16 protein-coding genes are annotated in these 17,714 nt (G+C 77.8%); 1 reads left to right on the top strand and 15 read right to left on the bottom strand.

Annotated features, from left to right (window positions below):
• Positions 1-43: 43 nt before the first annotated feature.
• The 3 genes from ACF1AK_RS12605 to ACF1AK_RS12595 all read right to left on the bottom strand — a co-directional run bounded on the left by ACF1AK_RS12605 (position 44) and on the right by ACF1AK_RS12595 (position 4,569).
• Positions 44-1,342, bottom strand: coding sequence for a M28 family metallopeptidase (locus tag ACF1AK_RS12605; protein WP_391499055.1), 1,299 nt, complete (start codon positions 1,340-1,342; stop codon positions 44-46).
• 247 nt (positions 1,343-1,589) lie between these two features.
• Positions 1,590-3,815: a sensor histidine kinase gene (locus ACF1AK_RS12600; RefSeq protein WP_391498779.1), complete on the bottom strand. Its 2,226-nt coding sequence runs from the start codon at positions 3,813-3,815 to the stop codon at positions 1,590-1,592.
• Between the two features lie 121 nt (positions 3,816-3,936).
• Positions 3,937-4,569 (bottom strand): response regulator, encoded by a 633-nt coding sequence (locus ACF1AK_RS12595; RefSeq protein WP_391499054.1) that lies wholly within the window; start codon positions 4,567-4,569, stop codon positions 3,937-3,939.
• Positions 4,570-4,878: 309 nt separating this feature from the next.
• Between ACF1AK_RS12595 and ACF1AK_RS12590 the strand changes: the two genes are divergently transcribed.
• A complete protein-coding gene (locus ACF1AK_RS12590; protein WP_391498778.1) occupies positions 4,879-7,179 on the top strand; it encodes a sensor histidine kinase in 2,301 nt (766 codons plus the stop codon).
• A gap of 113 nt (positions 7,180-7,292) precedes the next feature.
• On the opposite strand, the gene ACF1AK_RS12585 is transcribed toward ACF1AK_RS12590, so the two are convergent.
• The 12 genes from ACF1AK_RS12585 to ACF1AK_RS12530 form a co-directional block, all read right to left on the bottom strand.
• Positions 7,293-7,472, bottom strand: a complete 180-nt coding sequence (locus ACF1AK_RS12585; RefSeq protein WP_391498777.1) for a hypothetical protein — start codon at positions 7,470-7,472, stop codon at positions 7,293-7,295.
• Between the two features lie 158 nt (positions 7,473-7,630).
• Positions 7,631-8,755, bottom strand: coding sequence for an NAD(P)-dependent alcohol dehydrogenase (locus ACF1AK_RS12580; protein ID WP_391498776.1), 1,125 nt, complete (start codon positions 8,753-8,755; stop codon positions 7,631-7,633).
• Positions 8,752-9,330: a VOC family protein gene (locus tag ACF1AK_RS12575; protein ID WP_391498775.1), complete on the bottom strand. Its 579-nt coding sequence runs from the start codon at positions 9,328-9,330 to the stop codon at positions 8,752-8,754. Before ACF1AK_RS12575 ends, ACF1AK_RS12580 begins: the two co-directional genes overlap by 4 nt.
• Positions 9,327-10,253, bottom strand: a complete 927-nt coding sequence (locus ACF1AK_RS12570; protein WP_391498774.1) for an SDR family oxidoreductase — start codon at positions 10,251-10,253, stop codon at positions 9,327-9,329. The genes ACF1AK_RS12575 and ACF1AK_RS12570 overlap by 4 nt, the downstream gene beginning before the upstream one ends.
• Positions 10,250-11,110, bottom strand: a complete 861-nt coding sequence (locus ACF1AK_RS12565; protein WP_391498773.1) for a cupin domain-containing protein — start codon at positions 11,108-11,110, stop codon at positions 10,250-10,252. The genes ACF1AK_RS12570 and ACF1AK_RS12565 overlap by 4 nt, the downstream gene beginning before the upstream one ends.
• Positions 11,107-12,270: a zinc-binding dehydrogenase gene (locus ACF1AK_RS12560; RefSeq protein WP_391498772.1), complete on the bottom strand. Its 1,164-nt coding sequence runs from the start codon at positions 12,268-12,270 to the stop codon at positions 11,107-11,109. Before ACF1AK_RS12560 ends, ACF1AK_RS12565 begins: the two co-directional genes overlap by 4 nt.
• Positions 12,267-12,677 (bottom strand): hypothetical protein, encoded by a 411-nt coding sequence (locus ACF1AK_RS12555; protein ID WP_391498771.1) that lies wholly within the window; start codon positions 12,675-12,677, stop codon positions 12,267-12,269. Before ACF1AK_RS12555 ends, ACF1AK_RS12560 begins: the two co-directional genes overlap by 4 nt.
• Positions 12,674-13,288: a hypothetical protein gene (locus ACF1AK_RS12550; protein ID WP_391498770.1), complete on the bottom strand. Its 615-nt coding sequence runs from the start codon at positions 13,286-13,288 to the stop codon at positions 12,674-12,676. Before ACF1AK_RS12550 ends, ACF1AK_RS12555 begins: the two co-directional genes overlap by 4 nt.
• Before the next feature lie 161 nt (positions 13,289-13,449).
• On the bottom strand, positions 13,450-14,529 hold the full coding sequence (locus ACF1AK_RS12545) for a hypothetical protein (protein ID WP_391498769.1): 1,080 nt from the start codon (positions 14,527-14,529) through the stop codon (positions 13,450-13,452).
• A 632-nt stretch (positions 14,530-15,161) separates the two neighbouring features.
• The gene (locus ACF1AK_RS12540; protein WP_391498768.1) at positions 15,162-15,641 is read right to left on the bottom strand and encodes a hypothetical protein; all 480 of its coding nucleotides are present in this window, start codon (positions 15,639-15,641) and stop codon (positions 15,162-15,164) included.
• Complete coding sequence (locus ACF1AK_RS12535; protein ID WP_391498767.1) at positions 15,638-16,357, bottom strand: cupin domain-containing protein; 720 nt, start codon at positions 16,355-16,357, stop codon at positions 15,638-15,640. The genes ACF1AK_RS12540 and ACF1AK_RS12535 overlap by 4 nt, the downstream gene beginning before the upstream one ends.
• Positions 16,350-17,564 carry a sedoheptulose 7-phosphate cyclase gene (locus ACF1AK_RS12530; RefSeq protein WP_391499053.1) on the bottom strand — a complete coding sequence of 405 codons (1,215 nt, stop codon included), beginning with the start codon at positions 17,562-17,564 and terminating at the stop codon, positions 16,350-16,352. The genes ACF1AK_RS12535 and ACF1AK_RS12530 overlap by 8 nt, the downstream gene beginning before the upstream one ends.
• Between the last annotated feature and the right edge of the window lie 150 nt (positions 17,565-17,714).

Here is a 17,714-nt window from a genome sequence, read left to right as displayed (position 1 = left end):
CCGCGCGGCGGACCGGCGCCCCCGGGGTCGCCCGGCGTTTCCGTCAGAAGGTGAGCTTCCAGCTGTCGATGTAGCCGGTGTCCTGCGGGCCCACGTCCTGGACCTTGAGCTTCCAGGTGCCGTCGGCCGGCACGGCGGAGGCGTTCACGGTGTACGTGGTCTGCACGTTCGCCGCGGAGTCGTTGCTGGAGGACTTGAGGCGGAAGGCGGTGCCGTTCGGCGCGACCAGGTCGATGACGAGGTCGCCGCGGAAGGTGTGCTTGATGTCCACGCCGACCTGGAGCGCGGCCGGGGCGTTGCCGGGGCGGCCGGTGACGGTGACGTCGGAGGTCACCGCCGAGCCGTAGTCGGGGATCTGGACGTCGGCCGTGTTCTCGAAGACGGTGCCGGTGGGCGGGGTGGTGCTGCCGGCGGCGAGGGTCCAGATCGCGTACGCGATGGCGTCGCTCATCCGGTCCAGCGCGGTGTCGTTGATGTTGGCGCTGGTGTCGCAGGAGGAGTGGTAGCAGCGGTCGAAGGGCTGGCCCGCCGTTCCGCCCCACTTGGCGGCCTGGGCGCTGGTCTTGGTGTAGTCGGCGCCGCTGAACAGGCCGCCGACGCGGATGCCGGCGTTCTGGAACGGGGCGTGGTCGGAGCGGCCGTCGCCCTCGAAGTCCTGCTCGGTGCTGATGCCGAGGCCGGCGAAGTAGTCGCGGAACAGGGCGTCGAGCGCGCTGTCGTAGCGGTAGGTGAAGTAGCCGGGGTTGGGCGAGCCGATCATGTCGAAGTTGAGGTAGGTCTCGATCTTCGCCCGCTCGGTGGCACCGAGGCCGTTGACGTAGTTCTTGGAGCCGACCATGCCGTACTCCTCGGCGCCCCACCAGCCGAACCGCAGGTGCTTGGCGGGCTTGAGGCCGGCCCGCGAGACGGCGAGCGCGGTCTCCAGGACGCCGGCCGAGCCGGAGCCGTTGTCGTTGATGCCCGGGCCGCCGCTGACGGAGTCGAGGTGGGCACCGGCCATCACCACGTGCGAGGTGTCGCCGCCCGGCCAGTCGGCGATCAGGTTGTAGCCGGTCGAGCCGTTGTAGCTGAAGGTCAGCAGGGTGGTGGTGTAGCCGGCCGCGTCCAGCTTGCCCTTCACGTAGTCGATCGAGGCCTTGTAGCCGGTGCGGCCGTGGGCGCGGTTGCCGCCGTTGGCGGTGGCTATCGACTGGAGCTGGGCCAGGTGCGCCTTGACGTTGGCGACCGGGATGTCGGGGGCGGCGGCCACCGCCGGCGCGGCGGGGGCGGCGGGCGCGGGGGCCGCCGAGGCGGCGGGGACGAGGAAGGCGGCCGCGAGGGTGACGGCGGCAGCGGCGGACAGGGCGGTTCGGCGCAGGCGGGATCGCCGCGGGGCGCGCTCGGTCAATGGGGGCTCCGGTATCCGGTGGGGCAGAACGGAAGCGCGCCACCTCGCGGGCGGCGGAGGGGTACTGAGGGGGTGTGGGGCCGCCGGCCGCGCGGAAAAGTTGACGCGACCATGATGATTGGGCGAAGCGAGGTCCCCGTCAAGGGGCGGCGGGGCGGCGGCGGCCGATATCCGTCGGCCGCCGGGGGTCAGGCCTCGGCGGTCAGGCGTCGACCGGCGGGAGCTCGGGAGTGCGCGGCAGCACGGCCCGGACGACGGCGCCGCCGTCGTGGTCGGCCGCCTCGAACCGGCCGCCCAGCTCCTCGGCCCGCTCGGCCATCGACCGCAGCCCGACGCCCGAACCGGCCCGCCGCACGGCCCCCGCCCCTTCCCCGCCGCCCGCGTGGAAGCCGCGGCCGTCGTCCCGGATCTCCAGCACCACCGCCTCCGGACGCACCCGCAGCGTCAGCCGGGCCCGCCCCGCCCCCGAGTGGCGCAGCACGTTGTGCAGCGCCTCGCCGCTGATCCGCAGCGCCGCCACCTCGACGGCCGCCGGCAACGCGGGCGGCGGGTCCGGATCCAGCACCAGCGAGATCCTCACCCGCGCCCCGTCCAGCTCCCCGACCAGCCGCCGCAGCGCCACCGCGAGCCCCTCCCCCGCCAGCGCGGCGGGCGCCAGCCCCTCGGTGATCCGGCGCAGTTCGTCGATCGCCTGCCCGATCCCGGCCGACACCGCGAGCAGCGAGCGCGCCGCCGGGGAGTCCTCGGGCACGGCGGCCCGCGCGGTGTCGACGCCGAGCCGCAGGCCCGACAGGGTCGGCCCGAGGCCGTCGTGCAGATCGTGCCGCAGGCGCCGGCGCTCCTCCTCCCGGGCGAGCACGATCTGCCGCCGCCCGCGCTGGAGTTCCTCGTACATCCGCAGCGAGGCGATCGCGGGCGCGGCCTGGTCGGCGAGGAAGCGCAGCACCTCGTGGTCCTGGGCGTCGAGTTCGGGCTGACCGGTGCGCGGCGGCGCGTAGAGGTCCCCGATCACCGTGCCCTCGTAGCTGAGCGGGAAGACCTGGCTGGCGGGCCCGAGGGTGCCGACGGAGGCGAGTTCGTGCGGGCCGGTGCGGGTGTGCAGCACGACCCGGGCGCCGGGCAGGCCGAGGGCGGTGACCACGGTGTCGCAGAGCAGGGGCGGCGCGTCGGCGGGGCTGACGGCGCGGCTCAGCCGTTCCGCGAGCGCCCGCACCACCTGGTAGGGGCGGGCGCGGTCGCCGTAGTAGAAGCGGTCGACGGCCCGCACCACCCAGCGGGTGGTGGGCCCGAGCAGGCCGCCGATGGCCAGCGCCGCGGCGGCGAGCAGTTGCGCGGGGGCGCTGCTGGCCTGCGGCACGGCGCGGCGCAGCAGCAGTACGACGCCGAGGTAGCCGGCGATCAGCAGGGCGGTGAGGGCGAGGACGCTGAGCATCCGGCGGGTCGCCCGGTCGAGGTAGCGGGAGCGGTCGCGGGTGAAGGCGTAGCCGACCGCCCCGAGCATCCACAGCGCGGAGCCGGCGAAGTAGGCGACCGCCGCGACGCTCTCCGAGCTGCCGAGCCGCAGCGCGATGTTGGTGGTGACCAGCCAGACCAGGTAGGGCACCAGGACGGCGGTCACGCTGCGGTGCGGCCGGGCGGAGCGCCGCCAGCGGACGGCGGCGACGGCCAGGCTGGCGGCGACCAGTCCCCAGGCGACCAGGGTGGCGTGCCATTCGTCCAGCGGCAGGCCTCGCCCGGGCGGCAGCAGGACGTCGCCGTGGTAGGGCAGCGGGCTGCGCAGGCGGACGGCGCACGCGTGCACGGCGCTCCACAGCGCGACGGCCGCGACGAAGGCCCGGCCCGCTCCGCCGGGCAGCCGCCCCTCGGGCAGCCAGAGCGGGAGGGCGAGCGAGACGAAGATGAACAGGGCGACGGAGGCCAGCAGCAGGGCCGCGCCGAGGGCCTCGGCCACCGGTCCGGCGTCGGTGACCGCGGCGGCGAGGAGGGCGAAGCGGGACAGGCAGCCGCCGAGCCCGGCGGCGAGCAGGCAGCGGCCGAGGCTGCGGCCGGCGGGCGCTCCGGCGGCGGGGGCCGGGGCGGTGCCGTCGGGGGCGGGGGCGGCGCGGTGGGCGAGGATGAGCAGCCCGGAGAGCGCGAAGGCGAAGCCCAGGAGGACGGTCTCGCCGTCGTGGAGGTAGAACGGGGCGGTCCACGGGGCGTTGGGGTGGGTGACGGCGAGCAGGACCCAGCCGAGCCCGCTGAGCAGGGTCGCGACGCAGACCCAGGCCGCCGGGCCGAGGACGGCGTGCCGGGGTGCGGCCGGGTGCGGCGCCGGGGGCGCCGTGGTGGCGGACGAGCCCGCCGGGCCGTGCGGGCGGGCGGGCGTGGTGACCGGGCCCGCGGTGTGCCGGGCCACGGCGGTGGCCGGGGTCGCGGCCGGTTCGCTCATGATGAGGGCCTCCTCCCCCGCATCCTGCGGGTCCCGTCGTCCCGGCGGCGCGGGACGACGGTCCGGTCCCGGCCCCGGCCCGGCCAGCCCGGGGGTGGCGGCGGCGCGCCCGCGGGGCGGCTCAGCCGTCGCCGAGTCCCATGTCGCGGGCCCGGGCGACGGCCTCGGCACGGGTCGCGACGTGCAGCTTCTCGAAGATGTGGGTGACGTGGTTGCGGACCGTCTTCTCCGCGACCACCAGCTCCCGGGCGATCCGGCGGTTGTCCAGTCCGCGCGCCACCAGGTCGAGGACCTCGGCCTCGCGGGCGGTGAGCGCCGGGAAGAGCTGGCCGGCCTCCCGCACCCGGGCCCCGGCGAGCAGGGTGGTGATCCGCTCGGCGACGTCCGCGCCGAACACCGCTCCGCCCGCCGCGACGGTGCGCACCGCGTGCAGCACCTCCTCGCGGCCCGCGCCCTTGACCAGGTAGCCGCGGGCCCCGGCCTGGAGGGCGGCGAGCAGGCTGCCGTCGTCGTCCGCCATGGTGAGCATCAGCACCGGCGGGGCCGGCTGGTCGGCGGAGAGCCGGCGGGTGGCCTCCAGCCCGGAGCCGTCCGGCAGCGAGAGGTCCATCACGACCATGTCCGGGTGGTGGCGGGCGACCGCCTCCGGTACGTCGCCGGCGCGTTCGGCCTCGGCGACGACGACGATGCCCTCGGCGCTCTCCAGGGCGGCCTTCAGGCCTTCGCGGAACAGCGGGTGGTCGTCGACGATCAGGACCCGGACCGGCGCGGGCGCCCGTTCCTCGTCCGCCCGGCCCTCCGGCTGCCGCGGTTCTTCGGCTGGCTGGTTTTCCTCCACGTGGCCGACACTACCAGCGATATCTTCGCAACTTTGCGTGACGACGGTGACGGCGGGTGCCCGTCCGGCGGACGGGCCGTCGCCGGGGGGCGCCCCCCGGCCGGGGCGGACGAGACCACGGCCCCATGCGCCCGGGACGGCGGGCGGCCGACACTGGAGCAAAGCGCGCCCGGCCCCGCGACCGGCCGTCGGTGGCCCGTTCCCCACCCGTCCCTAGGCGGTGCCATGACCACGGTGATCCCCTCCCGCCCCCGGCCGCACACCCGGGCCGGGGCTCCGCCACGCCGGACGCCCGCCCAGCGCCGGCTCACCGGCGCCGCCGCGCTCACCGTGCTCTGCCTGGCGGTCGCCACCCTCTGGATCTGCTACGTCCTGGTGCACCTCGGCGACTCCGGGGTGGAGGGCCCGCGGGACCAGCTCGCGATCCTGGTCTACGCCCTGCCGACGGCGGCGGCGGGCATGCTGCTGCACGCCCACCGGCCCGGAAATCCGCTCGGTTGGGTGATGCTCCTCTACGCGCTGACGTCCATGCTGCCGAGCGCCGTCGCCGCACCCGTCTCGGTGCAGGTCACCGATCCCGGGCTGGTGGGCGCCGCCGCGGTGGTGCGCGCGGTCTGCGACACCGTCAGCGTGACCCTGTTCTACGTGCTGCCGCTCTGGCTGCCGGCCGCCCGGCTGACCACCCGCCGGTGGTGGTGGTACATCGGTGCCGTCACCCTCTGGGTGATCCCGGACACGATGTCCTTCCTGGACCGCCCGACCGTCTACGGCCGGCCCAACCCGCTCGCCGGCAGCGCGCCCGCGGACTTCTTCGGCTCCGTGGCCGACCGGGTCGGCGGCCTCTACGACGCCACCAACTACCTGCTGATCGGGATCGCCGCCACCGTGCTGCTGGTGCGGCTGCTGCGGCGCAGCGCGCCCCGGCGGCGCGCGCACCTGGCCGGGATGCTGGGCGCCTACCTGCTCTGGGCGGGCATGCAGGAGTACTACGAGCGCCGCTACGCGTACGAGTACTGGCTGAGCTACTCGCTGTTCACGGCGGCCGGCGCGGTGTGGGCGGTGGCCGTCGCCTTCCTGGTGGTCCGGGACGGCGGGTGGCGGCTGGACCGGGCGGCCCGCTCCGTCCTGACCGGGCTGCTGCTCGCCACCGGGCTCACCGTGCTGTTCGTGGCGTGCGCGGCGGTGCTGTCCGCGTGGCTGGTGCCCGGACGGGGCGCCGCCGCGCTGCTGCTGATCGCGCTGGTCTTCGCACTGGGCGCGGGCCTGCCGCGGGCCGCCCGGTGGGCGGTGGGCCTGGTGGACCGGCTCTACTACGGCGACCGCGCCCAGCCCTACCAGGTGCTGCGGACGCTGGCCGGGCAGGTCCGGCAGGTGGTCGAGCCGCAACGGCTGCCGGCCGCGCTGTGCACGGCCGTCGCGGAGGAGCTCAGGCTGCCGGGCGTGGCGCTGGCCGTCTCCACCCGGGCCGGGCGCCGGCCGCTCGCGGCGGTGGGGCGGCTGGACGGGCCGGTGCGCGGCTTCGAGCTGGTCCACCACGGGGTGGTGATCGGGGAGTTGACGGTGGGGCTGCGGGCGGGCGAGGAGCAGCTGGAGCCGAGCGACGCCGACATCCTGCGCTCGCTGGCCGACCAGGCCTCGCCGGCCGTCGCCTCGCTGCGGCTGGCGGAGGACCTCCAGGCCAGCCGCGAGCAGATCGTCGCCGCGCGCGAGGAGGAGCGGCGCTGCCTGCGGCGGGACATCCACGACGGGCTCGGCCCGGCGCTGGCCGGGCTGCGGCTGCGGGTCGACAACGCGGCCTCGGCGGCCGGGGCGACGGCGGACGCGGGGGCTGCGGGGACGGCCGGGACGGCGGGCGGGACGGGCCCGGCGGCGGGGACGGCGGCGGGCGGCGGGACGGCGGCGGGCGGCGGGACGGGCACCGGTGAGGACGCCGGGGTCGCGGCCGCGGAGATCGCGCGGACGCTGCAGGGCATCTCGGGCGACCTCGCGATGACGATCAAGGAGGTGCGGCGGATCACCGACCGGCTCGGGCCCGCGCCGCTCGGCGAGTTCGGCCTCACCCGGGCCGTGCAGCACCTGGCCGCCTCGTTCAGCACCGACGGGCTCGCCGTCACGGCCACCCTGGACCCGGACCCGCTGCCGGACCTGCCCGCCGCCGTGGAGGTGGCCGCGTACCGGATCACCGCCGAGGCGCTCAACAACGTGCTGCGGCACGCCGACGCCCGGCACGCCCGGGTGACGATGCGGGTGGACGACGCGGACCTGACGCTGACCGTCCAGGACGACGGGATCGGCCTCGGCGTCCCGCAGCCGCCCGAGGAGGGCTCCCCGGCTCCGCCGGGGTCCGCGGGCACGGACCTGGCGCGGCCGGGGCCGTCCGGCGGGGTCGGGCTGCGGTCGATGGCGGACCGGGCGGCCGAGATCGGCGGACACTGCACCATCGCCCGGCTCACGCAGCAGAGCGGGACCCAGGTGCTGGCCGTCCTCCCCCGGCACCCCTCGCAGCGGCGCGCCCCCGCTTCCTGAGGAACGGCGCACCACGCCCCCCGCCCCCGCTCCCGGTACGACCGGGAGCGGGGGCGGGGGGTCGGGGGGTGGCTCGGGCAGGGGCTGCGGCGAAGCGGTCACGGGTGACCGGGTCAGCAGTCCTTCTGGCCCGGCTTGCAGTGGCGCTCGGGTTCCGCGGCGGAACCCGCCTTCGCGGCGGCCGGCTTGGCCGCCGCGCCGACGACGGCGCTCCTGATGACCGCGGTCGCCGCGGCGACGCCGACGAGGGCGGACGCGACGCCGAGCGTCTTCGAGGTCGTGTTCGTTGCCATGGGATGGGTGCTCCAGATTCTTCGGCTCCGGGCGGTCGAGCCGGTCAACCGCTCCGCACTCCACTCTGGTCGGCGCCGCGCCCCGGGCACATGGGCCCGCCGTCCCGTTCCGGTCCCAGAACGGGACGGCGGGCGGGACGGCGGGCCATCGGCGCAGCTCAGGGCAGCATCAGCACCGGCTTCACCACCTCCCCGGCCTCCGCCGCCGCGGCCGCCTCCTCGACCGCCGCGAACGGGAACGTCCGCACCAGCCGGTCCACCGGCAGCCGTCCCGCCCGGAACAGGTCCACCAGCACCGGCAGGAACCGCTGCGGCACGCTCGCCCCCTGGTTCACCCCGATGATCCTGGGCGCCCGGGCGAGCAGCCCGGGGGCGTCCAGGCCCACCTCGCTGCCGGCCGGCGGCGCGCCCACCACCCCGCAGGTCCCGCCGACCGCCAGCGCCTCCACGGCCTGGCGCAGCGCGCGGACGCTGCCGCTGGTCTCCAGGGTGTGCTGTGCGCCGCGCCCGCCGGTGAGGTCGCGGAGCGCCGCCACCGGGTCCGCGGCGCCCGCGTCGACCACGTCGGTGGCACCGAGCTCCCGGGCCAGGGCGAGCCGCTCGGGGCGCAGGTCGACGGCGACGATCCGCACCACCGGGGTCGACCGGGCCGCCAGGACGGCGGCCAGTCCCACCGCGCCCGCGCCGAACACCGCCAGGGTGTCGCCGGGTTCGGGCCGCAGCACGTGGAGGACGGCGCCCGCGCCGGTCTGCACGCCGCAGCCGAGCGGCGCCAGCACCTCGAACGGCACCGGCGGGCCGGTGACGGGCACGGCGTTGCGCTCGTCGGCGAGGGCGTGCGCCGCGAAGGAGGACTGGCCGAAGAAGTGGCCGTGCAGCGCGGTGCCGCGGTGGCGGCCCGTGCCGTGCACGGTGGCGCTGCCGTCCAGCCGGGAGCCGCCGGACAGGTTCAGCGCGGCCCAGTGGTCGCAGCGCACCGGCAGCCCGGCCCGGCAGGGCGGACAGGCGCCGCAGGAGTCGAAGGTCAGCACGACGCGGTCGCCGGGCCGCAGCCGGGTGACGGCGGCGCCGACCGCCTCGACGGTGCCCGCGCCCTCGTGGCCGAGGACGGCGGGCAGCGGTGCGGGCGTGCGGCCGGCCCGCACGCTCAGGTCGGTGTGGCAGATGCCGACGGCGCGGATCCGGACCAGCACCTCGTCCGCGCGGGGGCCGTCCAGCCGGACGGTCTCCGGGCGGAACGGCCCACCGGTCTCCCGCACCACGGCGGCGGTGGTCCCGATCATGACGGACCGGCCCCGTCCGGCGGCGCGCCGGCGCCGTCCCACGGCCCCTGGGGCGTGAACAGCCGGTCCGGGGTGGAGCGTTCGTAGGGCATGCCGGGCGGCATCGCGAGCACCTCCAGCTGCAGCCCCCAGGGCGCGCGGACGTACACCCAGCGGTCGCCGTCGATCGGTCCGCCGTCGGTGATCGTCTGCGGCTCGCCCAGCACCTCGACGCCGGGCCGGCGCCGCAAATGGGCGACGGCGCGGTCCACGTCGTCGACGGCGATCGCGAGGTGGTGGCCGCCCCAGTCGCTGTTGGCGGGCTGCTCGCGGCGCTGGCCCGGGGCGGTGTACTGGAACAGCTCCAGGTTGCTGACCGGGCCCAGGCGCAGCATCGCGATGTACGCCACCGCCGAGCGGTGGACGCCGAGTTGGCGGCTCATCCAGTCCTCGTCCCCGGGCGGCGCGGCGACCGGCCCGAGGCGGTAGAGCAGGCGGGCGCCGAGCACCTCGGTGAAGAACGCCACCGCCTGGTCGAGGTCGGGGACGGTGTAGGCGACGTGGTGCACGGCGCGCGCGCCGGGAATGCCGGTCATCGGGCGCTCCTTCCGGGAGGTGCTGGGGCTTCGGAGGTTTCCGGGGCTTCCGGGGTTTCCAGGGCGTCGGGTGCCCCCGGGCGCGGGGCCCGTTCGTGGGAGGCGTCGCGCTGGTTGGCGATCGCGCTCATCAGGCTGAGGCCGCCGTCGACGGTGAGCGACACGCCGGTGGTGTACCCGGCGTCCGGGCCGGTCAGGTGGACGATGGCCGCCGCGACCTCGGCCGCCCGGCCGGGCCGGCCCACCGGGATGGCGGGCCGGGCGAGTGCGCCGAGGTCGCGGCCGTCCAGGGCGCGGTCGTCCAGGACGCCGTTCATCCGGGTGGCGGTCTCGCCGGGGCTGACCGCGTTGACGGTGATCCCGTACGGCGCCAGCTCCAGGGCCATCACCCGGGTGAGCGCGCCGAGCGCGCCCTTGGCCGCGCAGTAGGCGGAGCCGCCCAGGATCGGGGTGAACTCGTGGACGGAGGTGACGTTGACGATCCGCCCGCCGCGCCCCTGGCCGACCATCCGGCGGGCGGCCGCCTGGGCGCAGGCGAAGGGGCCGGTGAGGTCCACCGCGAGGATCCGCCGCCAGTCGTCCAGATTCTCCTCCAGGAGCGGTGAACGGTGGTTGATCCCGGCCGAGTTGACCAGGATGTCGATGCCGCCCAGCCGTTCGGCGGCGCCGTGCACGGCCCGCGCCGCGCCCGCCGGGTCGGCGAGGTCCAGCGGCAGCAGCACGGTCCGCCCGCCCGCCAGTTCGGCGGTCCGGCGGGCGGCGGCCAGGTCGGTGCGGTAGCCGATCGCCACCGCGTGCCCGGCCCGGGCCAGGGCGACGGCGGTGGCCCGGCCGATGCCGGAGCTGGCCCCGGTGACGACGGCCACCGTGGGCGTCCGCGCGCCGCCGTCGAGGTGGCGGTGGTGCGGCCCGGGGATGCTCATCGGGGCACCTCCGCCGCGGCGGCGGGGCGGACCTGGTAGCCGGCCCGGGCGAGGCTCGGCGCGCCCAGGTAGCCGTAGAGGGCGGCGGTGGGACCGGCCGGGCCGGTGCGGAAGCCGTGCCACTCGCCGGCCGGGACGAACACCAGGTCCCCGGCGCGGACCGGGATCCCGGTGGTCTCCGTGAGGTGGGTGCCGCCGCCGGTGAGGACGAGGAAGAACTCGTCGGCGTGCGGGTGCCGGTGCAGGTCGTGGCTGCCCCCGGCGCCGAACCGCGAGGCGGCGACGGTGAGCCGCAGGGCGCCGACCGTCTCGTCGGTGGCGAGCCAGTGCACCGCCATGCCGGCCGAGCCGGCGACCGGTGTGCTCCCGGCGCCGGCACGGGCGTGGGTGCGGGTGTCGGCGTCGGTGTGGTGGTGGGTGCGGGTGTCGCTGCTGCGGGCGGCGGGCACCGCCGGGGCGGGCGGGTCCGGGGCGTCGCCGGGGGAGCGGGGGCCGGGCCCCGGCGGCGCGAGCGGGACGGGGTGGGGGCGCGGCGCGGGCCGGTCGCCCGGCACCGCGAGCGGCCGGACGGTCAGCACGGCGGCGGGCGCGCCGGGCAGGGCGGTGAGTCCGCAGACGCTGCCGGGCGGGTGGTAGAGGCCCTCGCCCGGGCCGAGCACGCGCCCGGCCGAGCGGATCCCGCCGGAGAGCACCAGCGTCACGGATTCGCCCACCCGGGAGGGGTGGTGCTCGACGCGGACACCGGGCGGCAGGGTCTCGACGGTCAGCCCGCCGTGCACGGACGGCAGGTGCTGCGGGTCGATCAGCCGCCGGAACGCGGGGGCCGTCCGGGGGACGGCGGCGGGTACGAGGATCACGCGGGATCTCCTTCGGGGGGAGGGGTGGGCGCCGCGTCGCCGACGCGGCCGAAGTCGAGGAGCACCTTGGGCGGGCCGCTGCGGCCGCCCGCCAGCAGCCGGAACGCCTCCGGCCCGGCGGCCGGCGGCAGCACGGCGGCGATCAGCGGCTCGGCCGCCAGCACGCCGTCCCGGAGCAGCCGCAGGGTGCGGTCGTAGTGGTCCAGACCGTGCCGGACGCCGATCACCTCCAGCCCGCGCAGGGCGAGCCGGCCCGGATCGAAGTCCGGGCACGGGCCGCCGCCCACGCCGATCACGGCGAGCCGGCCGCCCGGTTCGAGCAGGTCGAGACCGAGCGCGAACGCCGGGGCCGCGCCCGACGCCTCGACCGCGAGCGAGTAGCGGTCGGTGCCGGCGGCGCGCGCCTGCTCGGGGCTCAGCGCGCGGCGCGCGCCGCAGCGCAGCGCGAGCCGCCGCCCGGCCGGGTCGATGCCCACCGCGTCCACCGACTCGCCCAGCCGGGCGGCGAGTTGGACGGCGAGCAGGCCGATGGTGCCGGTGCCGAGGACGACCACCCGGTCACCGAGCCGGCATCCGGACCGTTCCAGTCCGGCCACCACGGTCACCGCCGGTTCGGTCAGCACGGCGGCCCGGTCCGGCAGCCGGCCGGGAATCCGGGACAGCGCGCGTTCCGGCAGCACCACGTACTCGGCGGCGGCGCCCTGGCGGCCGTAGAGGCCGACCTCGGTGAGGCGCTCGCACAGCGGTCGGCGCCCGCGCCGGCACATCCGGCACAGGCCGCAGTGCACCATGGTCTGGCCCACCACCCGGTCGCCGGGCACGAACTCGGTGACCTCGCGGCCGATTTCGGCGACCGTTCCGCACCATTCGTGCCCCGGGACGAGCGGGAAGCGGGCCCGCCCGTCGCGCAGGTAGGCGGCGGTGCCGTGGAGGAGTTCGAGGTCGGTGCCGCAGAGGCCGACCAGGGAGGTGCGCACGGTGACGGCGTCCGGCCCGGGCGGCGCCGGCCGGGGCACCCGGGCGAGCACGACCCGGTGCGGCGCCTCGAACCGCAGCGCCGCCATGGTGGCGGCGCTGCGGTCCGGGGCACCGGCGGCCCCCGCCGTGCGGGCGGGGGCCTCGGTGCGGGCCGCGGCTGCCGTCTCGGCGGGGCCGGTCACGGCCGGCTCCGCCGTTCGGCGCGCCGCCGGGCCAGGGAGCGCCTGGTCGCGGTGGTGCGGCGGGGCGCGGCCAGGGCGAGGCAGAGCACCTCGGCGCCGAGCGGACCGGCCTCCAGGAGCAGTTCCCGGCCCCGGGTCGCCAGCAGCAGATCGCCGTCGGCGGCCAGGTGGTCCGGCTCGTCGGCGGTCCGGCCGACGAGCAGGGAGCCGCGCACCACGAACAGGACGGTCTCGGTGTCGGGCCGACCCGGCAGCAGGTGGTGGGCACCGGGGCTCAGCCGCAGGTGGTCGAAGCTCTCGCAGGCACTGGCGAGCATGGAGCGGCGCGCCAGGCAGCGCAGGCGCACGCGCTCGCCGTTCGGGCCGAGGATGACGGCGGCCGAGGCCGTGGCGGTGGTGACGATCACCTTGGCTCGCCTCCCTTCGGGCTCGGAGGGGTGTCGGGGTGGTCGGGGTGGCCGGCGGCGGGGCGTCCGGTCGTCGGGCGTCCGGTCGTGGGGCGTCCGGTCGTGGGGCGTTCGGCATCGGGATGGCCGGTGTCGGGGTGGCCGGCGTCGGGGTGGTCGGTCTCCGGTCGTCCGGCGGCCGGGCGGCCGTCCGCCGGGCGTTCGGTGCTCGGCCGGTCCGCCGCCGGGTGGGCCAGGGCCCGGCCCGGGTGGCCGGCCACGGCGAGCACCGCGTGGAAGTACTCCAGACCGGCGGTGCCGGCCGTGAGCACGGTGCGCGCGCCGAGCGGCAGGGTCACGGCGGTGCCCTCGACCAGCGGGATCCCGGAGTCGGCGGCCGCCGACGGCTCACTCCCGGCGTCGGCCCCGGGCCCGGCCCCGGCCTCGGGCACCGTGGCGGTGCCCGAGCCGGCCGTGATGTACAGGGCGCGTTCGACGCCCTCGGCGGTGACCTCGACGCTGCGGCCGGGATCGAGCCACTGCAGTCCGACGGCGCGCAGCGGTCCGGTCAGCACCCGGCTGGGGTCGACGGCGCCGCGGCGGCGGAGGTCGGTGATGACGGTGCCCGGCATGACGGGAGCTCCTTCTGTGTCCTGCGGTCCGTACTGGACCGTTTCCGATCTCCACGATGTGGCGCCTGTCGTCCCGGTCGCACGGGAGCCGGGTCCTGTCCCGCTCCCGGCCTGCGCCCGGCCCGCTCCCGGCCTGCGCCCGGGCCCCGGTCCCCGCGTCCTCACGACGTGCCCGGGACCGGTCCGGCGCCCCGGAGCGCGACGGCCCGGGCGGGCTCCGCGACGGCGGTGCGGCTGCGCGGGACGCCCGCCCCCGCACCGTCGGCCAGGCCGTCGACCGCGGCCCTCAGCACCGTGCCGTCCACCGGGGTCAGCAGCCTGCCACCGGCGCAGTACGGGCGGCCGGGCTCGGCGAGGAGCAGCAGCCCGGGCGCGCTCGCGACGGCGAGCGCGGCGGTCAGCCGGTCCGGGTCGACCCCGCCGGGCAGGGCGGTCGCCGAACCGTTGCGGGCCAGCAGCTCCCGGTGGGCCCAGCCCGTGGCGCCGTCCGCCAGCCCGAGCCGCGCCGCCACCCGGGCGGCGAGCAGCAGGCCCAGCGCCTCGGCGTCGCCGGGCGCGAGGTCGGGACCGGCGGCGGCCCGCACGGCACCGGCGAGGCCGCGGCCGTAGCCGAGGGCCAGCGCGGGGCCGGTCTCCTCGGGGTCGAAGCAGACCAGGGCGGCCCGCGCGTCGGCGCACAGGGCGAGCAGGGCGGTGAGCGTCGGCTCGTCGTACCGCGCCCCGGGGTGGAGGAGGGCGGCGAGCACCGGGTAGTGGGCCGGGCAGACAGCGAGCACGTGGCGCACGACGGCGACCATCCCGGCGCGGGTCCACGCGGCGGGACGCTCCGCGAGGACGTCGGCCCGCACCCAGGCCAGCGCGGCGGCCGGGACCGGCCGGTGCAGGGCCGCCGCCGGACCGCACGCGGCGGCCAGGTCGGTGGGCACCCGCACGTCCGCCGGGTACCCACAGGCGCGTTCACCGCCGACGGCGACCACGACGGCCCCGGCGGGGGCGGCGGGCAGCGGTCCGTCGCGCAGGTCGTGCACGGTGGTGGGCGCCAGGCCGGCGGCGAGCGCGCGGACCCGGCCCAGCGGACCGGCGGGCGCCGTACCGTCCGTCACCACGACGAACCGGCCGGCCCCGAACCCGTCGAGCCGCGCCCCGAGTTCGGCCCACGACGCCTCGCCGCTGCGCACCGCCAGCGAGACCTGTGCGGCACCGGCCTGGATGCGGCGATCGAGCCGGACGCCTCGACGCATGGCGGCCTCCTCCCGTCCGGACGACTCCGGACTGCGGCCTCCACGCTGCGCCACCCACCGCCCCGCCCACCTGAGCCCCCGGCCCCCACCACGCCCCGCTCCCCCGCCCGGGACGCCCGGGGGCAGGCCCTGGGGCATCCCGGGCGGCCCCCGGCCTCCGGCCCGGGCCGGTTGGCCGACCCCCGCACCCGGGGCGGCTCCCCGGGCCCCCACCCCTGGACCGGGCGACGCCCGGACCGGAAGCCGGCCCCGACCCACACCCCACGAAGCGCCGTCGGCGAGCACCAACCACCCACCCGCTCCTCCACACGAGCCCGCGCGATCCGTCCCCGCCCCCCAGGACGCCCGACTCCCCGCCGCCCACCCCCTGGACCGGGCGACGCCCAGGCCCGGGGCCGACCCCAGCCCACACCCCACGGACACCGTCGATGGACGCCGACCACCCACCCGGGCGGGTCACCCTCCGGCACAGGCCCGCACGATCCGTCCCGACCCGCACCCCGGAGCGCCCGATGCCCCACCGCCCACCCCCTGGACCGGGCGACGCCCAGGCCCGGGGCCGACCCCAGCCGCACCCCGCGAACACCATCGGCGAACGCCAACCACCCACCCGGGCCCGGGCCACCCGCCCCTCAGCACGAACCCGGACGGCCCGTCCCGGCCCGCGCCGGGGCCGGTCCCGGGACGGCCGCCGACCCGCCGCCACCCCCGCCGAGCACCGTGCCCCGGCCGAGCTGCGGCCGGCGTTCCGGCAGGGCGGCGCTCACCTCGTCCGGCAGGACGGTGAGGCAGAGCAGTTCCGCGCCGAGCGGGCCGCCGTGCAGGTGGACGGACTCGCCGTGCGGGGCGAGCAGGAGGGTGCCGCGGTCGAGCAGCCGCAGCGGGTGGTCCGGGCAGTCGACCAGGACGACGGGGCCGCGCAGCACGTACCAGGCCGCCTCGGTGGAGTCGCGGCCGGTGAGGTCGTAGCAGGCGCCCGGCCCGAGGCCGATGTGCTCGAAGGCCTCGCACTCGCTGTGCAGCATGCCGCGGCGGGCGAGGCAGCGGGTGCGGATCCGCTGGGCGCCGGGGCCGAGGAGCAGGCGGGGCGCGGCCGTCCGGGTGACGATCATCGCCGCCCCCCGCTCGTCGGCACGACTTCCGCGTGCAGGTAGACGAGCCCGCCGGGGCCGGCCGCGAGGTGGAGGTCGGTGCCGAGCGGCAGGGTGAACGCGGTGCCGGGGCGCAGCGGCACCCGGATGTCCGCGGTGCCCGCCCGGCCGGTGCCGCCGAGGACGAAGACGGTGTGCTCGACGCCGTCGGCGAGCAGGAAGTCACGCTCCCCGGTGGCGAGTTCGACGTGCCGCAGCAGGCGCAGCGGTCCGCCGATGACGGCGGACGGGTCGAGCGGACCGGTGCGTCGCAGGTCGCGGACCACGGTGCTGCCCACCGGGGCGGCGGCCGTCGGGTCACTGCGCAGGTCGTCGCGCAGGTCGGCGGGCAGTTCGATCACCAGCCAGTCCAGCGGCCCCGTTCCGGTGTTGCGCAGCCCGTGCCGGGTGCCGACCGCCGTGAGGACGGCGTCGCCCGCGCGGACGGTGTGCGGGCGGCCGTCGAGGGTGACCTCGCCCTCCCCGGCGAGCAGCACGTACACCTCGCGGGTGCGGGTGTGGAGGTGTTCGCCGCTGACGCCGCCCGCCGGGATGCGCGCCCATTCGACGGCTTCCCAGTCCCCGGCGAGTCCGGCGCGGCGGGCGAGGCAGGTCCACTGGGTGGTCCCGGCGGCGCCGTGCACCCCGTGGACGTCGGCCGGTGCGGTGGTGTCGGCGATCACGACGGCGCTACGCACGCGTCCCCCTCCCCTCCACGGCCCCCGCCGCGCCCGCACCGGAGCCCGCCCCGGCACCGTCCCCGGCCGACCAGGTGCGCAGCCACCCGGCCGCGTCGGCGAGTTCGGCCCCGTCGAGGTCGTCGACGAAGACGCCCGCCCCGATCCCGCGGGGCAGCGGCAGCCGTTGCCGCCCGTCGCGGTGACGGACGGTGTCGGCGAGCGCCTCGCCGAGCGTGACGGGCTCCATCAGCGGGTGCCAGACGGGCAGTTCGAGCCGCCGCATCAGCCGCAGGATCCGTTCGGCCTGCCCGGCGTCGACCAGGCCGCGGCGGCGGGCGACGACGGTGGTGAGCGCCATGTCGGCGCAGACCGCCTCGCCGTGCAGGAGTTCGGGCAGCGCACGCATCTCGACGGTCGGGCTGAACGAGTGGCCGTAGTCCATCAGGCGTTCCAGGCGGTGTTCCCAGAGGTTGGGCTGGAGCTCCTGGAGCATGCCGTGGACGGCGCGGCCGAGCACGGCGGCGCCGGCGCCCGGGGACTGGAAGCCGGTGTCGAGCAGGTCGCGGCCGTGGCGTTCCAGCAGGACGAAGAGGTCGGCGTCCTTGATCAGCGCCACCTTGAGGATCTCGGCGAGCCCGTTGCCGATGTGGCGGCGGTCCAGGGTGGCGAGGAAGGCCGGGTCGAGCAGGGTGTCGACGGCGGGGTGGTAGGTGCCGAGGCGGTTCTTGTGGCGGCCGTGGTTCACGCCGGTCTTGGCGCCGACGCCCGCGTCGACCAGGCCGATCAGCGTGGTGGGGACGCGCACGAAGGGCGTGGAGCGGCGGTAGAGGCTGCAGGCGAGGCCGACGACGTCGGTGAGCACGCCCCCGCCGACCGCGATCACCGGCTCGCCGCGGCGGGAGATCCCGAAGGAGTCCATCCGGTCGGCGACCTGGAAGACCGCGTCCATGGTCTTCACCTGCTCGTGGGCGAGCAGGACGTGCGTCTCGTGCTCGACTCCCTGGGCGGCCAGGTAGCGGCGCAGGCGCTCGCCGTGCAGGTCGTGGACGTGGGCGTCGACGACGACGAGCCGGCGCCCGGGCGGGCCGCCGGCCCGGGCGAGCGCCGGGTTGCGCGGGTCCAGCACCCCGGGGGTGAAGCGGACCCGGTAGCTGACGGGCAGCGCGGTGGCGACGGTCCAGCCGGTGGCGGGGGCACCGTTCACCGGGTCGCCGGTGGCGTGCAGGCCGGGGGCGTGCGCGGCGGGGTCGTGCGGCGCCGGGACGTGCGGCGCGGGGACGTGCGCGGCGGCGTCGGGGGCGGGGTGGTGGTGGTGCGGGCGGGGGAAGGACACGGGTCGGCTCCTTCGGCGGGGTCGGCGGGTCGGACGGCCCGG

Origin of the sequence: Kitasatospora sp. NPDC015120, from assembly GCF_043080305.1 — a bacterium.
Taxonomy (GTDB): Bacteria; Actinomycetota; Actinomycetes; order Streptomycetales; family Streptomycetaceae; genus Kitasatospora.
Note: the sequence above shows the minus strand (reverse complement) of the source record. Positions and strands in the feature narration are given on the sequence as shown.

What these genes read in the sequence shown, in the direction of transcription:
- ACF1AK_RS12600 (WP_391498779.1), bottom strand. Translation starts at nt 3,815, where the DNA reads ATGAGCGAACCGGCCGCGACCCCGGCCACCGCCGTGGCCCGGCACACC.
- ACF1AK_RS12590 (WP_391498778.1), top strand. Translation starts at nt 4,879, where the DNA reads ATGACCACGGTGATCCCCTCCCGCCCCCGGCCGCACACCCGGGCCGGG.
- ACF1AK_RS12585 (WP_391498777.1), bottom strand. Translation starts at nt 7,472, where the DNA reads ATGGCAACGAACACGACCTCGAAGACGCTCGGCGTCGCGTCCGCCCTC.
- ACF1AK_RS12580 (WP_391498776.1), bottom strand. Translation starts at nt 8,755, where the DNA reads ATGATCGGGACCACCGCCGCCGTGGTGCGGGAGACCGGTGGGCCGTTC.
- ACF1AK_RS12575 (WP_391498775.1), bottom strand. Translation starts at nt 9,330, where the DNA reads ATGACCGGCATTCCCGGCGCGCGCGCCGTGCACCACGTCGCCTACACC.
- ACF1AK_RS12570 (WP_391498774.1), bottom strand. Translation starts at nt 10,253, where the DNA reads ATGAGCATCCCCGGGCCGCACCACCGCCACCTCGACGGCGGCGCGCGG.
- ACF1AK_RS12550 (WP_391498770.1), bottom strand. Translation starts at nt 13,288, where the DNA reads ATGCCGGGCACCGTCATCACCGACCTCCGCCGCCGCGGCGCCGTCGAC.
- ACF1AK_RS12545 (WP_391498769.1), bottom strand. Translation starts at nt 14,529, where the DNA reads ATGCGTCGAGGCGTCCGGCTCGATCGCCGCATCCAGGCCGGTGCCGCA.
- ACF1AK_RS12540 (WP_391498768.1), bottom strand. Translation starts at nt 15,641, where the DNA reads ATGATCGTCACCCGGACGGCCGCGCCCCGCCTGCTCCTCGGCCCCGGC.